A 14,297-nucleotide genomic window follows, 5' to 3' on the forward strand; every position below is an offset into this window, starting at 1 on the left:
AAATGACTCCCCAAGAAGCACAGAAAAAACTCCAAGAATTACGAACGGAATTGAATCAGGCGCGTACCGATTACTATACCAAAGATGCTCCGGTCCTCGAGGATTATGTTTACGATCAAAAGTATCAAACTTTACTCCAATTAGAGCAGCAGTTTCCCCAATTAGTAACGGCTGATTCGCCTAGTCAGTTAGTGGGGGCTAAACCACTGGCGGAGTTTACCAAAGTTCATCATCAAGTAGCGATGTTATCAATGGGGGATGTCTTTTCCCTAGCTGAATTACAAGAGTTTGATCAGCGAGTACAAAAAAGCCTCGGCCAACCGGTAGAATATAGTGTTGAACTAAAAATTGATGGCTTAGCCTTGTCACTAGTTTATCAACAAGGAAAATTGGTTCAAGCTTCCACTCGTGGCGATGGCACCATTGGTGAAGATGTGACCCGCAATGTCCTAACGATTGCTAATGTTCCTCGTAAGTTGCCAGAACCGCTAGATTTAGAAGTTCGCGGGGAATGCTACATGCCCAAGGCCGCTTTTACCCAATTGAATGCGCAACAAGAAAAAGCCGGGAAAGTTAGTTTTGCTAATCCACGAAATGCCGCGGCTGGTAGTTTGCGTCAGTTAGACGCCCAAGTTACTGCCCAGCGCCAATTAAGTACCTTTATCTACACAGTAATGCAACCGGAAGCTCTTCAAGTAACAACTCAAGCCCAAGCGTTAGCTAAAATGGCCGCTTGGCATTTTAGTGTCAATCCCGAACGGCTAGTGAGTTCCGATTTAACTGAGATTATTCGTTTCATTGAAAAAGCCCAAACTGATCGTGATCAATTGGCCTATGGAATTGACGGCGTAGTTTTGAAAGTTAATCCGCTTTCCTTGCAGGCTAAATTAGGAAATACGGTTAAGGTTCCACGCTGGGAAATTGCCTATAAATTTCCCCCTGAAGAAGTAGAGACAGTTGTTAGGGATATTGAATGGACCGTGGGCCGAACTGGGGCTGTAACTCCGACAGCAGTGATGGATCCTGTCTCTTTAGCGGGAACCACGGTTGCTCGAGCCACCTTGCATAATGCCGATTTGATTCAGCAAAAAGATGTCCGGATAGAAGATACCGTTCAATTGCATAAGGCAGGAGATATTATTCCCGAAGTTTCTGCGGTTGTTTTTGCTAAAAGACCAATGCAAAGTCAGCCTTATCAAGTTCCTACGACCTGCCCCTCCTGTGGCTCGCAGTTAGTCCATTTGGAAGATGAGGTGGCTTTGCGGTGTTTAAATCCAATGTGTCCGGCCCAAGTTCAGGAAGGTTTGACGCATTTTGCCTCGCGAGCTGCCATGAATATTCAGGGATTGGGTCCCCGAATTATTGCCCAACTTTGGCAACAAAATTTAGTTCGTGATGTTGCCGATTTGTACCGGCTCCAAGCTGATGATCTGGCAAAAATTGCTGGTTTTAAGGAAAAATCAATTACTAATTTGTTAACCGCAATTGACCAATCCCGGAGTAATTCTTTAGAACGTTTGCTCTTCGGTCTAGGAATTCGCCATGTTGGCGCCAAGGCTGCGCGGATTTTAGCCCAAAAGTTTCAGACGATGGAGCGTTTACAAACGGCCACCGTTACTGAATTAGCAGAAATTAAAAATTTGGGAGAAATTATCGCCAATAGTGTCCAACTTTACTTTGCTAATCCCCAAGTCCAAGACTTGATTTCTGATTTACGCCAACTGCAAGTCAACTTGGAATTTAAGGGAGCGTCAACCAGAGATTCCACTTCTCAATCACCATGGCAAGATCAAAGAGTTGTCATTACCGGAAGTTTAGAGCACTATCGGCGCAGTGATTTGAGTAGTTTGTTAGAACAGTTAGGTGCTCAAGTTACCAATAGTGTTTCCAAAAAGACGGATCTTTTGATTGCAGGCGCCAAGGCCGGCAGCAAACTGGCTAAGGCCCGGCAGTTGGGGATTAGAATTATCGATGAAGCACAGTTACGAACCGAACTTAATCAAATTGAGGAGTTACAATCATGAAGAAAATGGGCCGCTTACTAAGTTTGTTATTGGTTTTGCTGGTATTAACGGGATGTGGTAACTTGGGAAGTTCTGCCTTTTCCGCTCACTCTAGTGGTAGTAAAACCCCCAAAGTCCGCACCACGGGAGTTTCTAAATCCGGTCAATATAATACGATTTTACAAAATGGAAAATATCGAGTAAGTCCAATTGCCGGGGTGACAGCAAATAATAATAATACTAATGGTAGTAATCAAAGTTCGTTTGAAAATGGGCTTTTGGAGTTGTCAAAGCAGCAGTTCTCGACCGATAAGTACTATTTTCAAGAGGGTAATTTGATTTCCGCCCCGACGGCTCAGAAATGGTTAGCACGCAAGTCTGACCAAAATCCGCAAGGTTTAAATCCGGCTGATAATGGTCAGAGTGATCCTGAAAAAAGAGAACCTTTGTATTTACAACAATTACTGGAACAAAATTTTTATACAAAAACCGACGATGGTTATAAGTTAGCTGGGATTACAGTGGGGCTTTCTTTAAATCAGGTTGATTACTATACCAAAGAAAAATTTGGTTCAACTTTTGAGACCAAGATTGACGCTGAAAAGCGCCAAGCTGAAGGTCAGAAAATGGCCGAGCAAATTGTGAAGTACTTGCGCAAGCAAAGACAGGGAGCAGATGTTCCTATTTTGGTTGGTTTGTATAAGAATAATGTCAATGATTCCTTAGTTGGCGGGGATTTCTTTAGTTCTGGGGTGAGCGATCGCGGACAAGATCGAATTGGTTCTTGGAAAAACGTGAGTCAACGCAATCAAGTTTTACCTTTGATTAATGGGGAAAAGGCGATCAGTGGTAACGACTCGGAAGATTTTGGTAATTTCAAAAATGATATTGAAAGTTACTTCCCTAATTTAAGTGGAGTAACAGCCCAAGTTCACTACCAAGAGGGCAATTTACAGCGGATGTCAATTACGATTACGACTCAATTTTATGGTGCGGCGCAGATCAGTAGTTTTACCCAATTTGTGCAGGATGAAGCTAATAAGTATTTGCCGCAACAACCAGCAGTTGAGATTCGAATTCAAACCGTGCAAGAGATGCAAGCCTTGATTACTAAGGACGTCAATAGCAAACAGTATAATAGTCATGTTTTAGCTGCCTATTAAAATAGTTTAAATATTTTCCTTGGTATTTTGGCGCAACTAATTTAAGATTCATAGTAGGAAGGATGATTTGATGCTTGATAAAGATCTTGTAGCTCATGTCGCTGGTTTAGCCAAGTTGCAATTTGATGATGCAACTTTGGAAAAATTTACCGGCCAGCTAGATAAAATTATTCAGATGGAGGACCAGTTATCTCAAGTCGAGACAACGGGAGTAAAGCCAACGACCCACATTGCCCGGCAAAAGTCGACCTTTAGAGCTGATGTTCCGCAAAAGGATAATTCTCGCCAAGAATTGTTAGCTAATGTCCCCGAACAGGATCAAGGTTTGATTAAAGTACCAGCAATTTTAGATCAGGGGGAGGATGACTAGTGAATTATTTTGATGAAACGATTGCTTCTTTACACCAAAAGTTGCAAGAAAAAAAATTGAGCGCGGCGGAGTTGAAACAAGCTACGCTTGACCAGATTAAAGCTACGAATCCGACTTTAAATTCTTTTATTGCGGTTAATGAAGCAGCAACAGTTCCAACAGAAATTTCAGATCAAGTTTTGGCGGGAATTCCCTTAGCCATTAAAGATAATATTTTAACTAAAGAGTTGAAAACAACGGCTGCCAGCAAAATGTTAGCTAATTTTCAGTCCGTTTATGAATCAACCGTGACGACTAAATTATTAAAAGCGGGAATGGTTAATATTGGGAAGACAAATATGGATGAATTCGCAATGGGTTCTTCTAGTGAAACTTCCTATTTTGGCGCGGTAAAAAATCCTTGGGATACCAATAAGGTTCCTGGCGGTTCTTCCGGTGGTTCCGCAGCCGCGGTTGCTGCAGGGCAAGTCTTAGCAGCTTTAGGAACTGATACCGGGGGTTCAGTTCGCCAACCGGCAGCCTTTAACGGGGTTTTTGGGATTAAACCGACTTATGGGCGAGTTTCTCGTTGGGGCGTGATCGCTTTTAGTTCCAGCTTAGACCAAGTGGGAGTTTTATCCCGTCATGTTGCTGATTCAGCTCAAATTTTACAGACGATGAGTGGCTATGATGAACACGATAGCACTAGTTCTGCTACGGACGTTCCTGATTTTGTCGGCGACTTAAAGGCTGATGTTCGCGGAATGAAGATTGCTGTTCCAGCTGAATTCATGGGTTCCGGAGTTGACGGTGGGGTTAAGGCTGAAGTTCAAAAGGCCATCGATCTCTTGGTTCAACAAGGGGCTCAGGTCGATGAAGTTCATCTCCCTCATACCAAATATTCTGTTCCGGCTTATTATATTATTGCTTCCAGTGAAGCTTCGTCGAACTTACAACGTTACGATGGAATTCGTTATGGTTATCGGGCTAGTGACGCTCATAACTTGGAAGAGGTTTATGTTAAGTCTCGGACGCAAGGTTTTGGTCCAGAAGTTCAACGGCGGATTATGTTAGGAACCTTTGCTTTATCAGCTGGGTATTTCGACGCTTACTTTACTAAGGCAGCGCAAGTTCGGACCTTATTGATTCAAGAATTTGATAAAATCTTTGCAGATTACGATTTAATCGTTGGACCAACCACTCCGACAACCGCTTTTGATTTGAATTCGCGGATTGATGATCCCGTTGTTATGTACATGAATGATATCCTAACGATTCCTGCAAACTTAGCTGGTTTACCAGCAGCTTCAGTACCCGTGGGTCTAAGTGCAGGAATGCCGGTAGGGGTTCAATTAATTGCCCGTCCTTTTGCCGAACAGACTATCTTTAATGCGGCCCAAGTTTTAGAAAATGAAACTGACTTTTTACAAAATCGTCCGTTGATTGGAGGCCAAAATTAATGAATTTTGAAACTACGATTGGTTTAGAAGTCCATGTAGAATTAAAAACTTTAACTAAAATCTTTAGTCCGTCGCCCGTTTCTTACGGAGCTGAACCGAATACCCAAACCAATGTCATTGACTTTGGTTTTCCTGGGACTTTACCTGTCCTGAATAAAAATGCGTACCGTTTGGGAATTATGGCTGGTTTGGCTTTAAATGCGGAGATTGAACAAGAAACGCATTTCGATCGGAAAAACTATTTTTACCCGGATAACCCCAAGGCTTACCAGATTACCCAAAAGGAAAAACCTTTAGGACATGATGGCTGGGTAGAAATAGAAATTGATGATCAAAAGAAGAAGATCGGAATTGAAGAACTGCATATTGAAGAAGATGCCGGCAAGAACTTTCACGGTCGGGGGGGCTATTCCTTGGTGGACTTGAACCGTCAGGGGACACCGCTAGTGGAAATTGTTTCAAAGCCAGATATGTCTTCACCGGAAGAAGCTTATGCTTATCTTGAAAAACTCCGACAAATCATTCAATTTACTGGTGCTTCTGATGTGAAGATGGAAGAAGGATCGATGCGGGTCGACACTAATATTTCGATTCGTCCGATTGGTTCCGATAAATTAGGACAAAAAGTCGAATTAAAGAACTTAAACTCCTTTAAACATGTGCGTAATGGTTTGGATTATGAAGTTAAACGGCAAGCCCAAATTTTACGGGCTGGTGGAGAAATCCAACCGGAAACTCGTCGTTATGATGAAGCAACTGCTTCGACCATTTTGATGCGGGTCAAAGAAGGAGCCGATGATTACCGTTACTTCCCAGAGCCAGACTTACCAGATTACGAAATTTCTTCAGATTGGATTGCCGAAATTCAAGCCCAAATTCCGGAAATGCCTGATAAAAGACGCCAACGTTATATTAAGGACTTGGAAATTCCGGAATATGACGCTCAAGTCTTGACGGATACCAAGGAAATGTCTGATTTCTTTGAAAAGACGGTTGCTCTAGGAGCAGAACCAAAGCAAGCTTCCAACTGGTTAATGGTGAATGTTAATGCTTATCTGAATGAACACAATTTAGAGTTAGCGCAAACTAAATTAACTCCCGAACATTTGGCTACCATGATCGGTTTGGTTAAAGATGGCACAATTTCTTCTAAAATTGCGAAGAAAGTTTTTGCCCAGACGATTGCTCAAGGTGATGAACCGCGGGCTTGGGTTGAAGCTAAAGGACTGATTCAGCAATCTGATCCAGCAGTTTTAATTCCTATTATTACCGGAATTTTGGATTCCAATGAACAATCAATTCTTGATTTTAAAAATGGTAAAGATCGGGCCTTTGGCTTTTTAGTTGGACAAATTATGAAGCAAACGCACGGTCAAGCTAATCCTAAGGTAGTCAACCAGATTTTGACTGCTGAAATAAACAAACGCTAAGGTGATTTTGATGAAGGCGAAGGCTCGGTTAATTTATAATCCCACTTCCGGCAATGAGACCATTGCTAAAAGTGTTGCTGATATTTTAGATATTTTGGAACAAGCTGGCTATGAAGCTAGCGCTTTTCGAACGACACCCGAACCGCTATCAGCTCAAAAAGAAGCCTATCGAGCTGGTTTAGCCGGTTTTGAATTGGTAATGGCTGCTGGCGGTGATGGGACTCTTAATGAAGTAGTCAATGGTTTGAGTAGTCTTAAAAAGCGTCCCAAAATGGCTATTATTCCGGGCGGAACGACTAATGATTATGCGCGGGCCTTGAAGATTCCGCGAAATGATCCAGTCGCAGCAGCTCAATTAGTCTTAAAGGGCCAGACTTTGATGATGGATATCGGTCAGGCTGGGGAACATTATTTTATGAATATTGCTGGTGGGGGAGCAATGTCGGAATTAACCTATCAGGTACCTTCAGAATATAAATCAATCTTAGGTTATTTAGCTTATCTGGTTAAAGGTGCGGAAATGTTGCCTCGGATTCGCCCAATGAACATGCATATAGAATATGACGATGGTGAATACAATGGGGATGTAACCTTATTTTTATCCGGATTAACCAATTCCGTGGGGGGGTTTGAACAAGTTGACCCGAACGCCGAATTAGGGGATGGAAAGTTTTCCTTGATGATTGTTAAGGGTGCTAATATTGCTGAAATGTTAATTTTAGTGGCCAAAGCTTTGAATGGTGGTAAACATCTCAATGATTCTAAAATTATCTATACCAAAACAAGACACCTGTATGTTCGTCCAAACGACGATCATCAATTGATGATCAATTTAGATGGCGAGTACGGTGGGGATGCTCCAATGCACTTTTCAGTGCTCAAGCATCATTTGGAAATGTTTGCGGATGTTGATGCCATTCCCGATGATTCGATTAGTTCGGAAACCCCGGCTGAACAGGAAGCGGAACAACAGTTTGTGGAAGGCGTAAATTCGCTCACCCAAGAAGAGAAGTAATTAAAATCTGCACCGTAATATTCGGGGCAGATTTTTTATAAGGAGTATTATGAAAACAACAACTACCGTTACCAAGAACCAAGTTTTAACTTTAGAAATTATTGATTTGTCCTATGAAGGCCTGGGAGTAGCCAAAGTTGACGGTTATTCGCTTTTTGTTAGCAATGCTTTGCCCGAAGAAAAAGTTGAGGCTGTAGTAACTAAGGTTGGTCGCAAATATGGTTTTGCGAAAACTCTAAAGATTATTAAGAAATCACCTTATCGAGTGGAAAACTTCGAACAAAAGTATGTGCAAACGGGAATCGCACCCTTAATTCACTTAGCTTATCCCCAACAATTACAATTTAAACAACAACAAGTTATTAACAATTTGAGTAAGCAGGGACTAGATTCTGGTTTAGTTCAGGAAATTATTGGCGCCGATGAACAATTTCATTATCGGAATAAAGCGCAGATTCCAGTTCGGACAGTGGCTGGTCAAGCAACAACCGGATTTTTCCGTAGTCGCTCCCATGATTTAGTCGCCCTAGATGATTATTTAATTCAAGATCCCCAGATTGATACTTTGATTAATCAAATTCGTGATTTGTGCCGGGAAATAGGCTTGAAGGGTTATGATGAGCTTCATAATCGGGGCGAGATTCGCCATATTATGGTTCGACGGGCTTATTTCACGGGCGAGATGATGGTTGTCTTAGTAGTAACCAGCAAAAAAACAAAGCTCTTACCGCAGCTTTTACAGCAATTGGCCCAAAAGCCTGAGATTACGTCTTTGTATGTTAACGTAAACTCTAAAAAGACCAATGTCATTTTGGGATCGCGTTTTGAATTAGTCGCCGGTCAAGAATACATCACTGATCAAATTTTGGGACATCAATTTCGGATTTCGCCGCAATCTTTTTATCAAGTTAATCCGGTTCAAACGCAAAAGCTCTATCAATTAGCCTTGGAAGCAGCCCAACTTCAAGGTGATGAGTTGGTCGTTGATGCTTACTGTGGAATTGGAACCATTGGAATTTGTTTGGCTAACCAAGCCCGCGAAGTGGTCGGTATTGAAGTTGTTGAAGCCGCCGTTCACGATGCCCAAACCAATGCGGCAATTAACAATGTCCACAATGCTCGTTTTATTCAGGGGAAGACAGAAACTGTTTTGGCTCAATGGGCGCAAGAAAAGCAAGCTGTTGATGTTTTGATTGTTGATCCACCTCGCAAGGGTCTAGATGCCAGTTTAATCGCTAGTATCCGGGCTTTGAAGCCGCAACGAATTGTTTATATTAGTTGTAATCCAGCAACTCTAGCGCGGGATTTACAGCTCTTAGAAGCTGATTATCAGGCTCAAAAGGTCACTCCGGTGGATATGTTTCCCTTAACTAAACATGTGGAAAGTGTCATCGCCTTAGAAAGAAAATAGAAGAAGATTGAAACTAGAACCGGTAGCAAAGCAGGACAGTTAACAAGGCCATAAGTGATTGGGAGACTTTTAGTTGAGTTATTGGGTATTGTGGCTGGACTTGTCTGGCATACGGAACAGTTTTATTTGAAATTAGATTGATGATGAACCTTTCAGAAATGAGAGGTTCATTTTTATTTGATTGAAAATTATTTTTTGGAAAAGATAATAAAAGCAGTAGCTGATTGAGGGCCATATCGAGAACCAATCAATTAAGGTCAGGGGTAATTATTTATCCCCATTTTGTTTACCAAACATACTATGAATAATTTTAACGACTTTATGAGGCCTATTAAGAAGTCCATTACTATCAGGTGAAGATTCATAATTAATGGCCACGATTTTACTAATCGAAAAAATATGACGAATTTTAGCCAGCGGATGTAAACTTTAAGCAGAGCTTTTAGGATTGGGGGAAAGAGTTCTTGAAAAACGAGCTAGTTGGCTATCGAGAAAATTTGGCCCGGTTAGAGAGATTTTATCAAAGTGACTATTATCAAGATTTGAAAACTAATGATCCGCAATTAATTACAAGTATTGTGGATCAACTCTGTCTAGATTGTGATGCTAGAGATCCTAGTTTGTATCAAGCCTTGAGTAATAAATTTCAATTGCCGCACAAAGGTTATTGTTTATTGGAACAAGTTGCAGGAGAAGAAATTCGCTTAGCTGCCGATATTATTTGTGGTTGGAAACAATTAATGCAGCATCAGGCTAATTCAGCGGCTTGGTTGGAGGATTATCGCCAAATTCGAGGAAATTTGAATCTCCATTTTCTATGGCCTAAACATCGGGCACCAACAATCAATACTTATCGCTATGTTCGGTATCGGGACCGAATTGATTACTTATTAGTTGACCTAAAGGCTTATTTTTCAGGCCAGGAAACGCCAATGCAAAAGGTCTATCTTAATCAAACGACGGCTCTTTGGTTAGAGCAGTTCAATAATAGTTTTGTTCAATTTATTGAGCAGATGCAATTGCAGGCTTTTGTTAATGATCGCTATCAAGTCTGGGATATTGCTAGTGAGCAAACTAAGATTTTAACGAGTTGGCAAGGGTTTAAAAACGAAACATTGCCAGATTATTTAGAATCCTTACTGAGATTAAATCGTTTAGGTAAATTTGGGGATTATTAAAAGAAAGCCGAGGAGAGAATGAATAAGCAAACTTTAGCTGGACAAGAATTAAATGCAGCGATGATGACCATTTTTGAACAGTTTGGTCAGTTAAAAGAGCAAGCGCCAGCTGAGGAAAGTGTTCAAAAGTTAGTTGGAACTTTACAAAATTTTATTAGTCAAAATTTCTATCCTTGTTCCAAGGCTGATTTGGCTGATCTGGGCCCCTCGTATGAACGAGATTCTGATTTTGCGCTGGCAATTGATCGAGCAGGGGGAGTGGGGACTGCTAGGTTTGTAGCGGCCGCAATTAAGGTCTATTGCGCGGATAACCGATCGTAAGTCTAATAAAAGATGGCAGATCTAAAGATTTTATAAGAACGATGATGAATCTTCTTTGATTTACCAATTACTCCAAGCCGGATGGGCTTGAAAATGAACTTCAGAAATTAAATTTAAGCCGAAGAGTTGATCCAAGCCAAGTTTTCCGGCTGGAAATCAGCAGGATCCGTAAAAAATCTTGTTTGCGGGGCCTTAAAAATTTAATTTTTAGTTATTTTTCTGATTTCCTAGTTTTATCTCAATCCTAAAAGCAGTAAAATTACTGCTGAGGGATTTTTATTTAATTTGGGGGACTGATCGAAAGTAAATTATTGAAGGAGTTCCCATCGTGAATACTATTATGCAGAAATTACGGCAACAATACGAAGCTGATAATGCCCCAGATCGGATCCGCAATCACCCGGGTAATTACCGGTGGTTTGCGGTGGGATGCGTGCTCATCTATCCCCTTTTTCTAGCTCTATTAGTTGCGCCACTTCATTTTCAAAAATCGTTTCCCCACTTTTTAGTTGAAAAAATAGTCCAGGTCTTGAGTCAGCCGTCAGCTGGAGTTGCCTTGGGCAAGGTTTATTTACAAAATGTACTTTTATTATTTACTATTTGTCTAGGGATCTTTTATATTCTGTCAATGTTTTACATAGCAATTGTTGATGCTATTTATCAGGCTCAAAGATATTTGGTACCGTTAACCCTGTTGGTATATTTGTTATTAGGCCAGTTTATTTATACACTAGGAGGTAATTATTATACTTGGCTCTTGCAGCTCCCAACTTCAAACTGGGGGCTAATTGCTGCTGAAACTTTAGCCTTTATCCAGTTTTCCATTTTAGGTTATTTATATACTTTAATTTATTCGGCAGCAGTTCATGATTCTTGGTGGTTAGATGAACCGGAAGATCATAGTAGTGGCTTTACCAAGATTAAAGTGGAAGCCGATGCCGGAATTATGGGGGGCGCTATTGTCGCTTTCGTTAGCCTGAGCGTACTTCGTAGCCAACTAGTTGGTGGTTGGGGACGTTATTGTCTGTGGGCTTTAATTATTCTCAGTCTAAGCTTGATGTTATTGATCTTAGTTTTCTTGAATTTTAATCGGGTGGGCTTGTATAATTTCTTAACCTTACTGGCTGGTGTAACCCTGTTGAGCAATAACACCCCGGTTATGTGGAAGACGGGGGTTAAACCGCATCTAGCTTTGGGCCTGTTTTTATGCAGTGTTTTGGCCCTTTATTTAACGGAATGGCTAATTTTTATTTTAAAGCAATTGACAACTAAACGACGTCCCTTGACCAGTTTGGGAGAAGATATTAAAGCCGTTTTTAAAAATAATCTCTTATTAGGAACCGGAATTACCTTCGTCTTGTGGCTGATTTGTCGCTGGGGATAGTTAACAAAAATTAAGTCTGAAGCTGGTTTTAAGCGCAGTTTGAGGCTTTTTTTGTGGAGAAAAGCTAATAGGTTTAGTCTTGTGATTAAATTATTTTAGGGTTAAAATACAAATGTTAATAATTAAAAGGTTCTTAAACATTAATTTTTGGAAGAGAAATAAATATAAAATAAGTTTAATTAATAGTTAAATAAAAATTAAACAGAGGGGGGTTACAAGTTTAATTATGGAAGTCGTAATTCAAAATTTAACTAAAAAATATGGGACGCAGCAATCATTGAAGCAAGTCTCGTTAAATTTTCGAGAAGGGAAGTTTTACGGTCTAATTGGCCTAATGGTGCGGGAAAATCAACCTTAATTAATATTTTAACGGGAAATTTAGCGCCAACTAGTGGGGATTTTACTTGGCGCGCGAAGGATCAGAGTTTAAGTTCCAAGGCTATTCGTCAAAATTTGGGAGTTGTTTTTCAAGATAATCGCCTGGATCCTTTATTAACTGTCCAAGAAAATTTGGAAACTCGGGGGAAAATGTACGGACTTAAGAGTCCAGAAATTGAGCAACGTTTACAGGAAATTGATCAATACTTAGATTTAAAGGCAACTTTTGACCAGCGTTTTGGCTCCTTATCTGGGGGTCAAAAAAGAAAATGTGAGATTGCTCGCGCCTTGATCAATCATCCCCAATTTTTAATTTTGGATGAACCGACGACGGGGTTAGATCCGCAAACTCGCTTGACAATGTGGCAAGCTATTTCCCGCTTACACCAAGAACAAAGTTTGACTTTAATTTTAGTCTCCCATTATCTGGAGGAAATGACCGATTGTGATGAGATTGTAGTTTTATTACAAGGTCAAATTGACTATACCGGAAGCGTGCAGAAGTTTATCCAACATTATTCCCAAAATGAGTTAGAAATTGAAGTGGCCACGACCAAGGCGCGGCCACTATTAAAAGAACAATTGGCTCCGGTTTATCCTATAACTTGGGTGACGCCAACACGATTTAAGGTTGAGGCTGCGATGCCGACCCAGATGATTGCTGTTTTGAATTTGGTAGAAAGCATCACGGAGATTATTGACTTTCAAGTTAGCCACGCGACCTTAGAACGTTCTTATTTGAATTTACTTCATGTCCGGCAAGAACAGGGGGGACGGTGAATGCTAGCTTTAATTAAACGGGATATTCGAGTTTTTTTACGCGATAAAATGGCTTTTTTACTTTCTTTGTTATCGGTTTTGATTTTGGTGCTTTTATATAAGATTTTTTTGGCACAGATGCAAGTTGATGGGATTAAAGCGGCGATGCAAGTGAAGTCAGTTTCTGCAGAGACTTGGAAAATGGTCAATTATTGGCTGGTCTCTGGCCTAGTGGCGATCACTTGTATGTCGAGCACTTTAGGGGCTTACGGAATTTCGGTTGATGATCGCCAGCATAAGCGGGATGAAGATTTTCGCCAGACCTTATTGAGTCCGTTTCAAATTGAACTAGCTTACCTAATCGCAGCGGTGATTATTGGTTCTTTAATTACCCTGCTTTTGTACCTTATCAGTGCAGTTGCCCTCATCGGCGGTACGGCCTTATGGTTAGGCTGGCTGGAAACTTTTGAGGTACTGATTTTAATTGTTGCTGGTACTACCCTTTCTTTATTAATGATTTATCCTTTTATTTATTTCATTCGAACTAACTCCCAGTTTGTCTCTTTTAGTACGATTATTGGAACCGTGATTGGTTTTTTAGCGGGAGTTTATATTCCCATGGCTTCTCTAGGTAAGTCAGTCCAAAATCTAATTACTTGGTTTCCTCTTACGGGAATCAACGCTTTATTAAAACAAATCATGATGCATGATTCTTTAACAACTGTCTTTCAAAATGCTCCTTTAGGAGCCCAAGATAGTTATGAAAAAGGTTATGGAGTTCAACTCTACTTTCCTGATGGCAACTTAATCCAACCGGGACAACTAGTTTGCTATCTAATCATTTTTGCGGGAGTAATGTTCCTTGTTAATGGGCTAATTGTCCAATTGGATAAGCTTAGACGACAAGATATTTTAGGCGAAAGGAAAAAATGATGCAGGCTTTATTAGTAATTGATCTTCAAGCAGGTGTTTGTCAACAACCCCAGCTGATTGATCATTTTCCCCAACTATTGGCCTTAGTTAATCAACATATTGATCATCACCGCCAGTTGGGACAAGCAGTTATTTGGATTCAACACCATGATGCTGATTTACCCAAACAGAGTGCCGCTTGGCAGTTAGTAGAAGGACTAGACTATCGTCTCGGAGATTCCTTAGTTGATAAAATTCATGCTGATTCTTTTTATAAAACCCGTTTACAGGATTTGCTCCAGCAGTTAGGGGTCACCGATTTAGAAATTTGCGGAGCACAAACAGAATATTGTGTCGATACGACAATCAAGGTGGCCCGTGATTTGGGCTATCGATTATCGATGGTTGGAGGAGCAAGTTCGACTTTTGATCGCCCCAACTTTAAGGCAACCCAGTTAATTAATTTTTATGAGCAAATATGGAATCAGCGCTTTCTTAACTTCCTTCCTAATGAGGACTAAAAAAGCTCTCTAA

The 14,297-nt window shown here is 40.7% G+C and carries 14 protein-coding genes; all 14 read left to right on the forward strand.

What is annotated here, in order from left to right:
* Positions 1-2: 2 nt before the first annotated feature.
* The 14 genes from ligA (at position 3) to HU830_RS06080 (ending at position 14,284) form a co-directional block, all read left to right on the forward strand.
* Positions 3-2,024: an NAD-dependent DNA ligase LigA gene (gene ligA, locus HU830_RS06020; protein ID WP_176942879.1), complete on the forward strand. Its 2,022-nt coding sequence runs from the start codon at positions 3-5 to the stop codon at positions 2,022-2,024.
* Positions 2,021-3,166 carry a CamS family sex pheromone protein gene (locus tag HU830_RS06025; RefSeq protein ID WP_176942880.1) on the forward strand — a complete coding sequence of 382 codons (1,146 nt, stop codon included), beginning with the start codon at positions 2,021-2,023 and terminating at the stop codon, positions 3,164-3,166. Before ligA ends, HU830_RS06025 begins: the two co-directional genes overlap by 4 nt.
* A gap of 70 nt (positions 3,167-3,236) precedes the next feature.
* On the forward strand, positions 3,237-3,536 hold the full coding sequence (gene gatC / locus HU830_RS06030; protein WP_228765841.1) for an Asp-tRNA(Asn)/Glu-tRNA(Gln) amidotransferase subunit GatC: 300 nt from the start codon (positions 3,237-3,239) through the stop codon (positions 3,534-3,536).
* Positions 3,536-4,975, forward strand: a complete 1,440-nt coding sequence (gatA, locus tag HU830_RS06035) for an Asp-tRNA(Asn)/Glu-tRNA(Gln) amidotransferase subunit GatA (RefSeq protein ID WP_176942882.1) — start codon at positions 3,536-3,538, stop codon at positions 4,973-4,975. Before gatC ends, gatA begins: the two co-directional genes overlap by 1 nt.
* Entirely contained in the window at positions 4,975-6,405 is a 1,431-nt protein-coding gene (gatB, locus tag HU830_RS06040) for an Asp-tRNA(Asn)/Glu-tRNA(Gln) amidotransferase subunit GatB (protein WP_176942883.1), read from the forward strand. Before gatA ends, gatB begins: the two co-directional genes overlap by 1 nt.
* A gap of 10 nt (positions 6,406-6,415) precedes the next feature.
* Positions 6,416-7,420, forward strand: a complete 1,005-nt coding sequence (locus HU830_RS06045) for a diacylglycerol kinase family lipid kinase (protein WP_176942884.1) — start codon at positions 6,416-6,418, stop codon at positions 7,418-7,420.
* 49 nt (positions 7,421-7,469) lie between these two features.
* The gene (gene rlmD / locus HU830_RS06050; RefSeq protein WP_176942885.1) at positions 7,470-8,831 is read left to right on the forward strand and encodes a 23S rRNA (uracil(1939)-C(5))-methyltransferase RlmD; all 1,362 of its coding nucleotides are present in this window, start codon (positions 7,470-7,472) and stop codon (positions 8,829-8,831) included.
* A 464-nt stretch (positions 8,832-9,295) separates the two neighbouring features.
* The gene (locus HU830_RS06055; protein ID WP_176942886.1) at positions 9,296-10,009 is read left to right on the forward strand and encodes a DUF6994 family protein; all 714 of its coding nucleotides are present in this window, start codon (positions 9,296-9,298) and stop codon (positions 10,007-10,009) included.
* Positions 10,010-10,027: 18 nt separating this feature from the next.
* The gene (locus tag HU830_RS06060; protein ID WP_176942887.1) at positions 10,028-10,330 is read left to right on the forward strand and encodes a TipAS antibiotic-recognition domain-containing protein; all 303 of its coding nucleotides are present in this window, start codon (positions 10,028-10,030) and stop codon (positions 10,328-10,330) included.
* A 328-nt stretch (positions 10,331-10,658) separates the two neighbouring features.
* A complete protein-coding gene (locus tag HU830_RS06065) occupies positions 10,659-11,714 on the forward strand; it encodes a hypothetical protein (RefSeq protein WP_176942888.1) in 1,056 nt (351 codons plus the stop codon).
* Between the two features lie 226 nt (positions 11,715-11,940).
* The gene (locus HU830_RS09035) at positions 11,941-12,072 is read left to right on the forward strand and encodes a hypothetical protein (protein ID WP_267463548.1); all 132 of its coding nucleotides are present in this window, start codon (positions 11,941-11,943) and stop codon (positions 12,070-12,072) included.
* Positions 12,073-12,077: 5 nt separating this feature from the next.
* A complete protein-coding gene (locus tag HU830_RS06070) occupies positions 12,078-12,872 on the forward strand; it encodes an ABC transporter ATP-binding protein (RefSeq protein WP_324196338.1) in 795 nt (264 codons plus the stop codon).
* The gene (locus HU830_RS06075) at positions 12,873-13,784 is read left to right on the forward strand and encodes an ABC transporter permease (protein WP_176942889.1); all 912 of its coding nucleotides are present in this window, start codon (positions 12,873-12,875) and stop codon (positions 13,782-13,784) included.
* Complete coding sequence (locus HU830_RS06080) at positions 13,781-14,284, forward strand: cysteine hydrolase family protein (protein WP_324196335.1); 504 nt, start codon at positions 13,781-13,783, stop codon at positions 14,282-14,284. The genes HU830_RS06075 and HU830_RS06080 overlap by 4 nt, the downstream gene beginning before the upstream one ends.
* Positions 14,285-14,297: the final 13 nt, after the last annotated feature.

This window comes from Bombilactobacillus apium, from assembly GCF_013385145.1.
In the GTDB taxonomy this organism is placed as follows: domain Bacteria; phylum Bacillota; class Bacilli; order Lactobacillales; family Lactobacillaceae; genus Bombilactobacillus; species Bombilactobacillus apium.

Bases quoted from the DNA above. Each gene is read 5' to 3' on its own strand.
- HU830_RS06025 (WP_176942880.1), top strand. From the start codon at position 2,021: ATGAAGAAAATGGGCCGCTTACTAAGTTTGTTATTGGTTTTGCTGGTA.
- gatC (WP_228765841.1), top strand. From the start codon at position 3,237: ATGCTTGATAAAGATCTTGTAGCTCATGTCGCTGGTTTAGCCAAGTTG.
- HU830_RS09035 (WP_267463548.1), top strand. From the start codon at position 11,941: ATGGAAGTCGTAATTCAAAATTTAACTAAAAAATATGGGACGCAGCAA.
- HU830_RS06060 (WP_176942887.1), top strand. From the start codon at position 10,028: ATGAATAAGCAAACTTTAGCTGGACAAGAATTAAATGCAGCGATGATG.
- gatB (WP_176942883.1), top strand. From the start codon at position 4,975: ATGAATTTTGAAACTACGATTGGTTTAGAAGTCCATGTAGAATTAAAA.
- HU830_RS06075 (WP_176942889.1), top strand. From the start codon at position 12,873: ATGCTAGCTTTAATTAAACGGGATATTCGAGTTTTTTTACGCGATAAA.
- rlmD (WP_176942885.1), top strand. From the start codon at position 7,470: ATGAAAACAACAACTACCGTTACCAAGAACCAAGTTTTAACTTTAGAA.
- HU830_RS06045 (WP_176942884.1), top strand. From the start codon at position 6,416: ATGAAGGCGAAGGCTCGGTTAATTTATAATCCCACTTCCGGCAATGAG.
- ligA (WP_176942879.1), top strand. From the start codon at position 3: ATGACTCCCCAAGAAGCACAGAAAAAACTCCAAGAATTACGAACGGAA.
- HU830_RS06080 (WP_324196335.1), top strand. From the start codon at position 13,781: ATGATGCAGGCTTTATTAGTAATTGATCTTCAAGCAGGTGTTTGTCAA.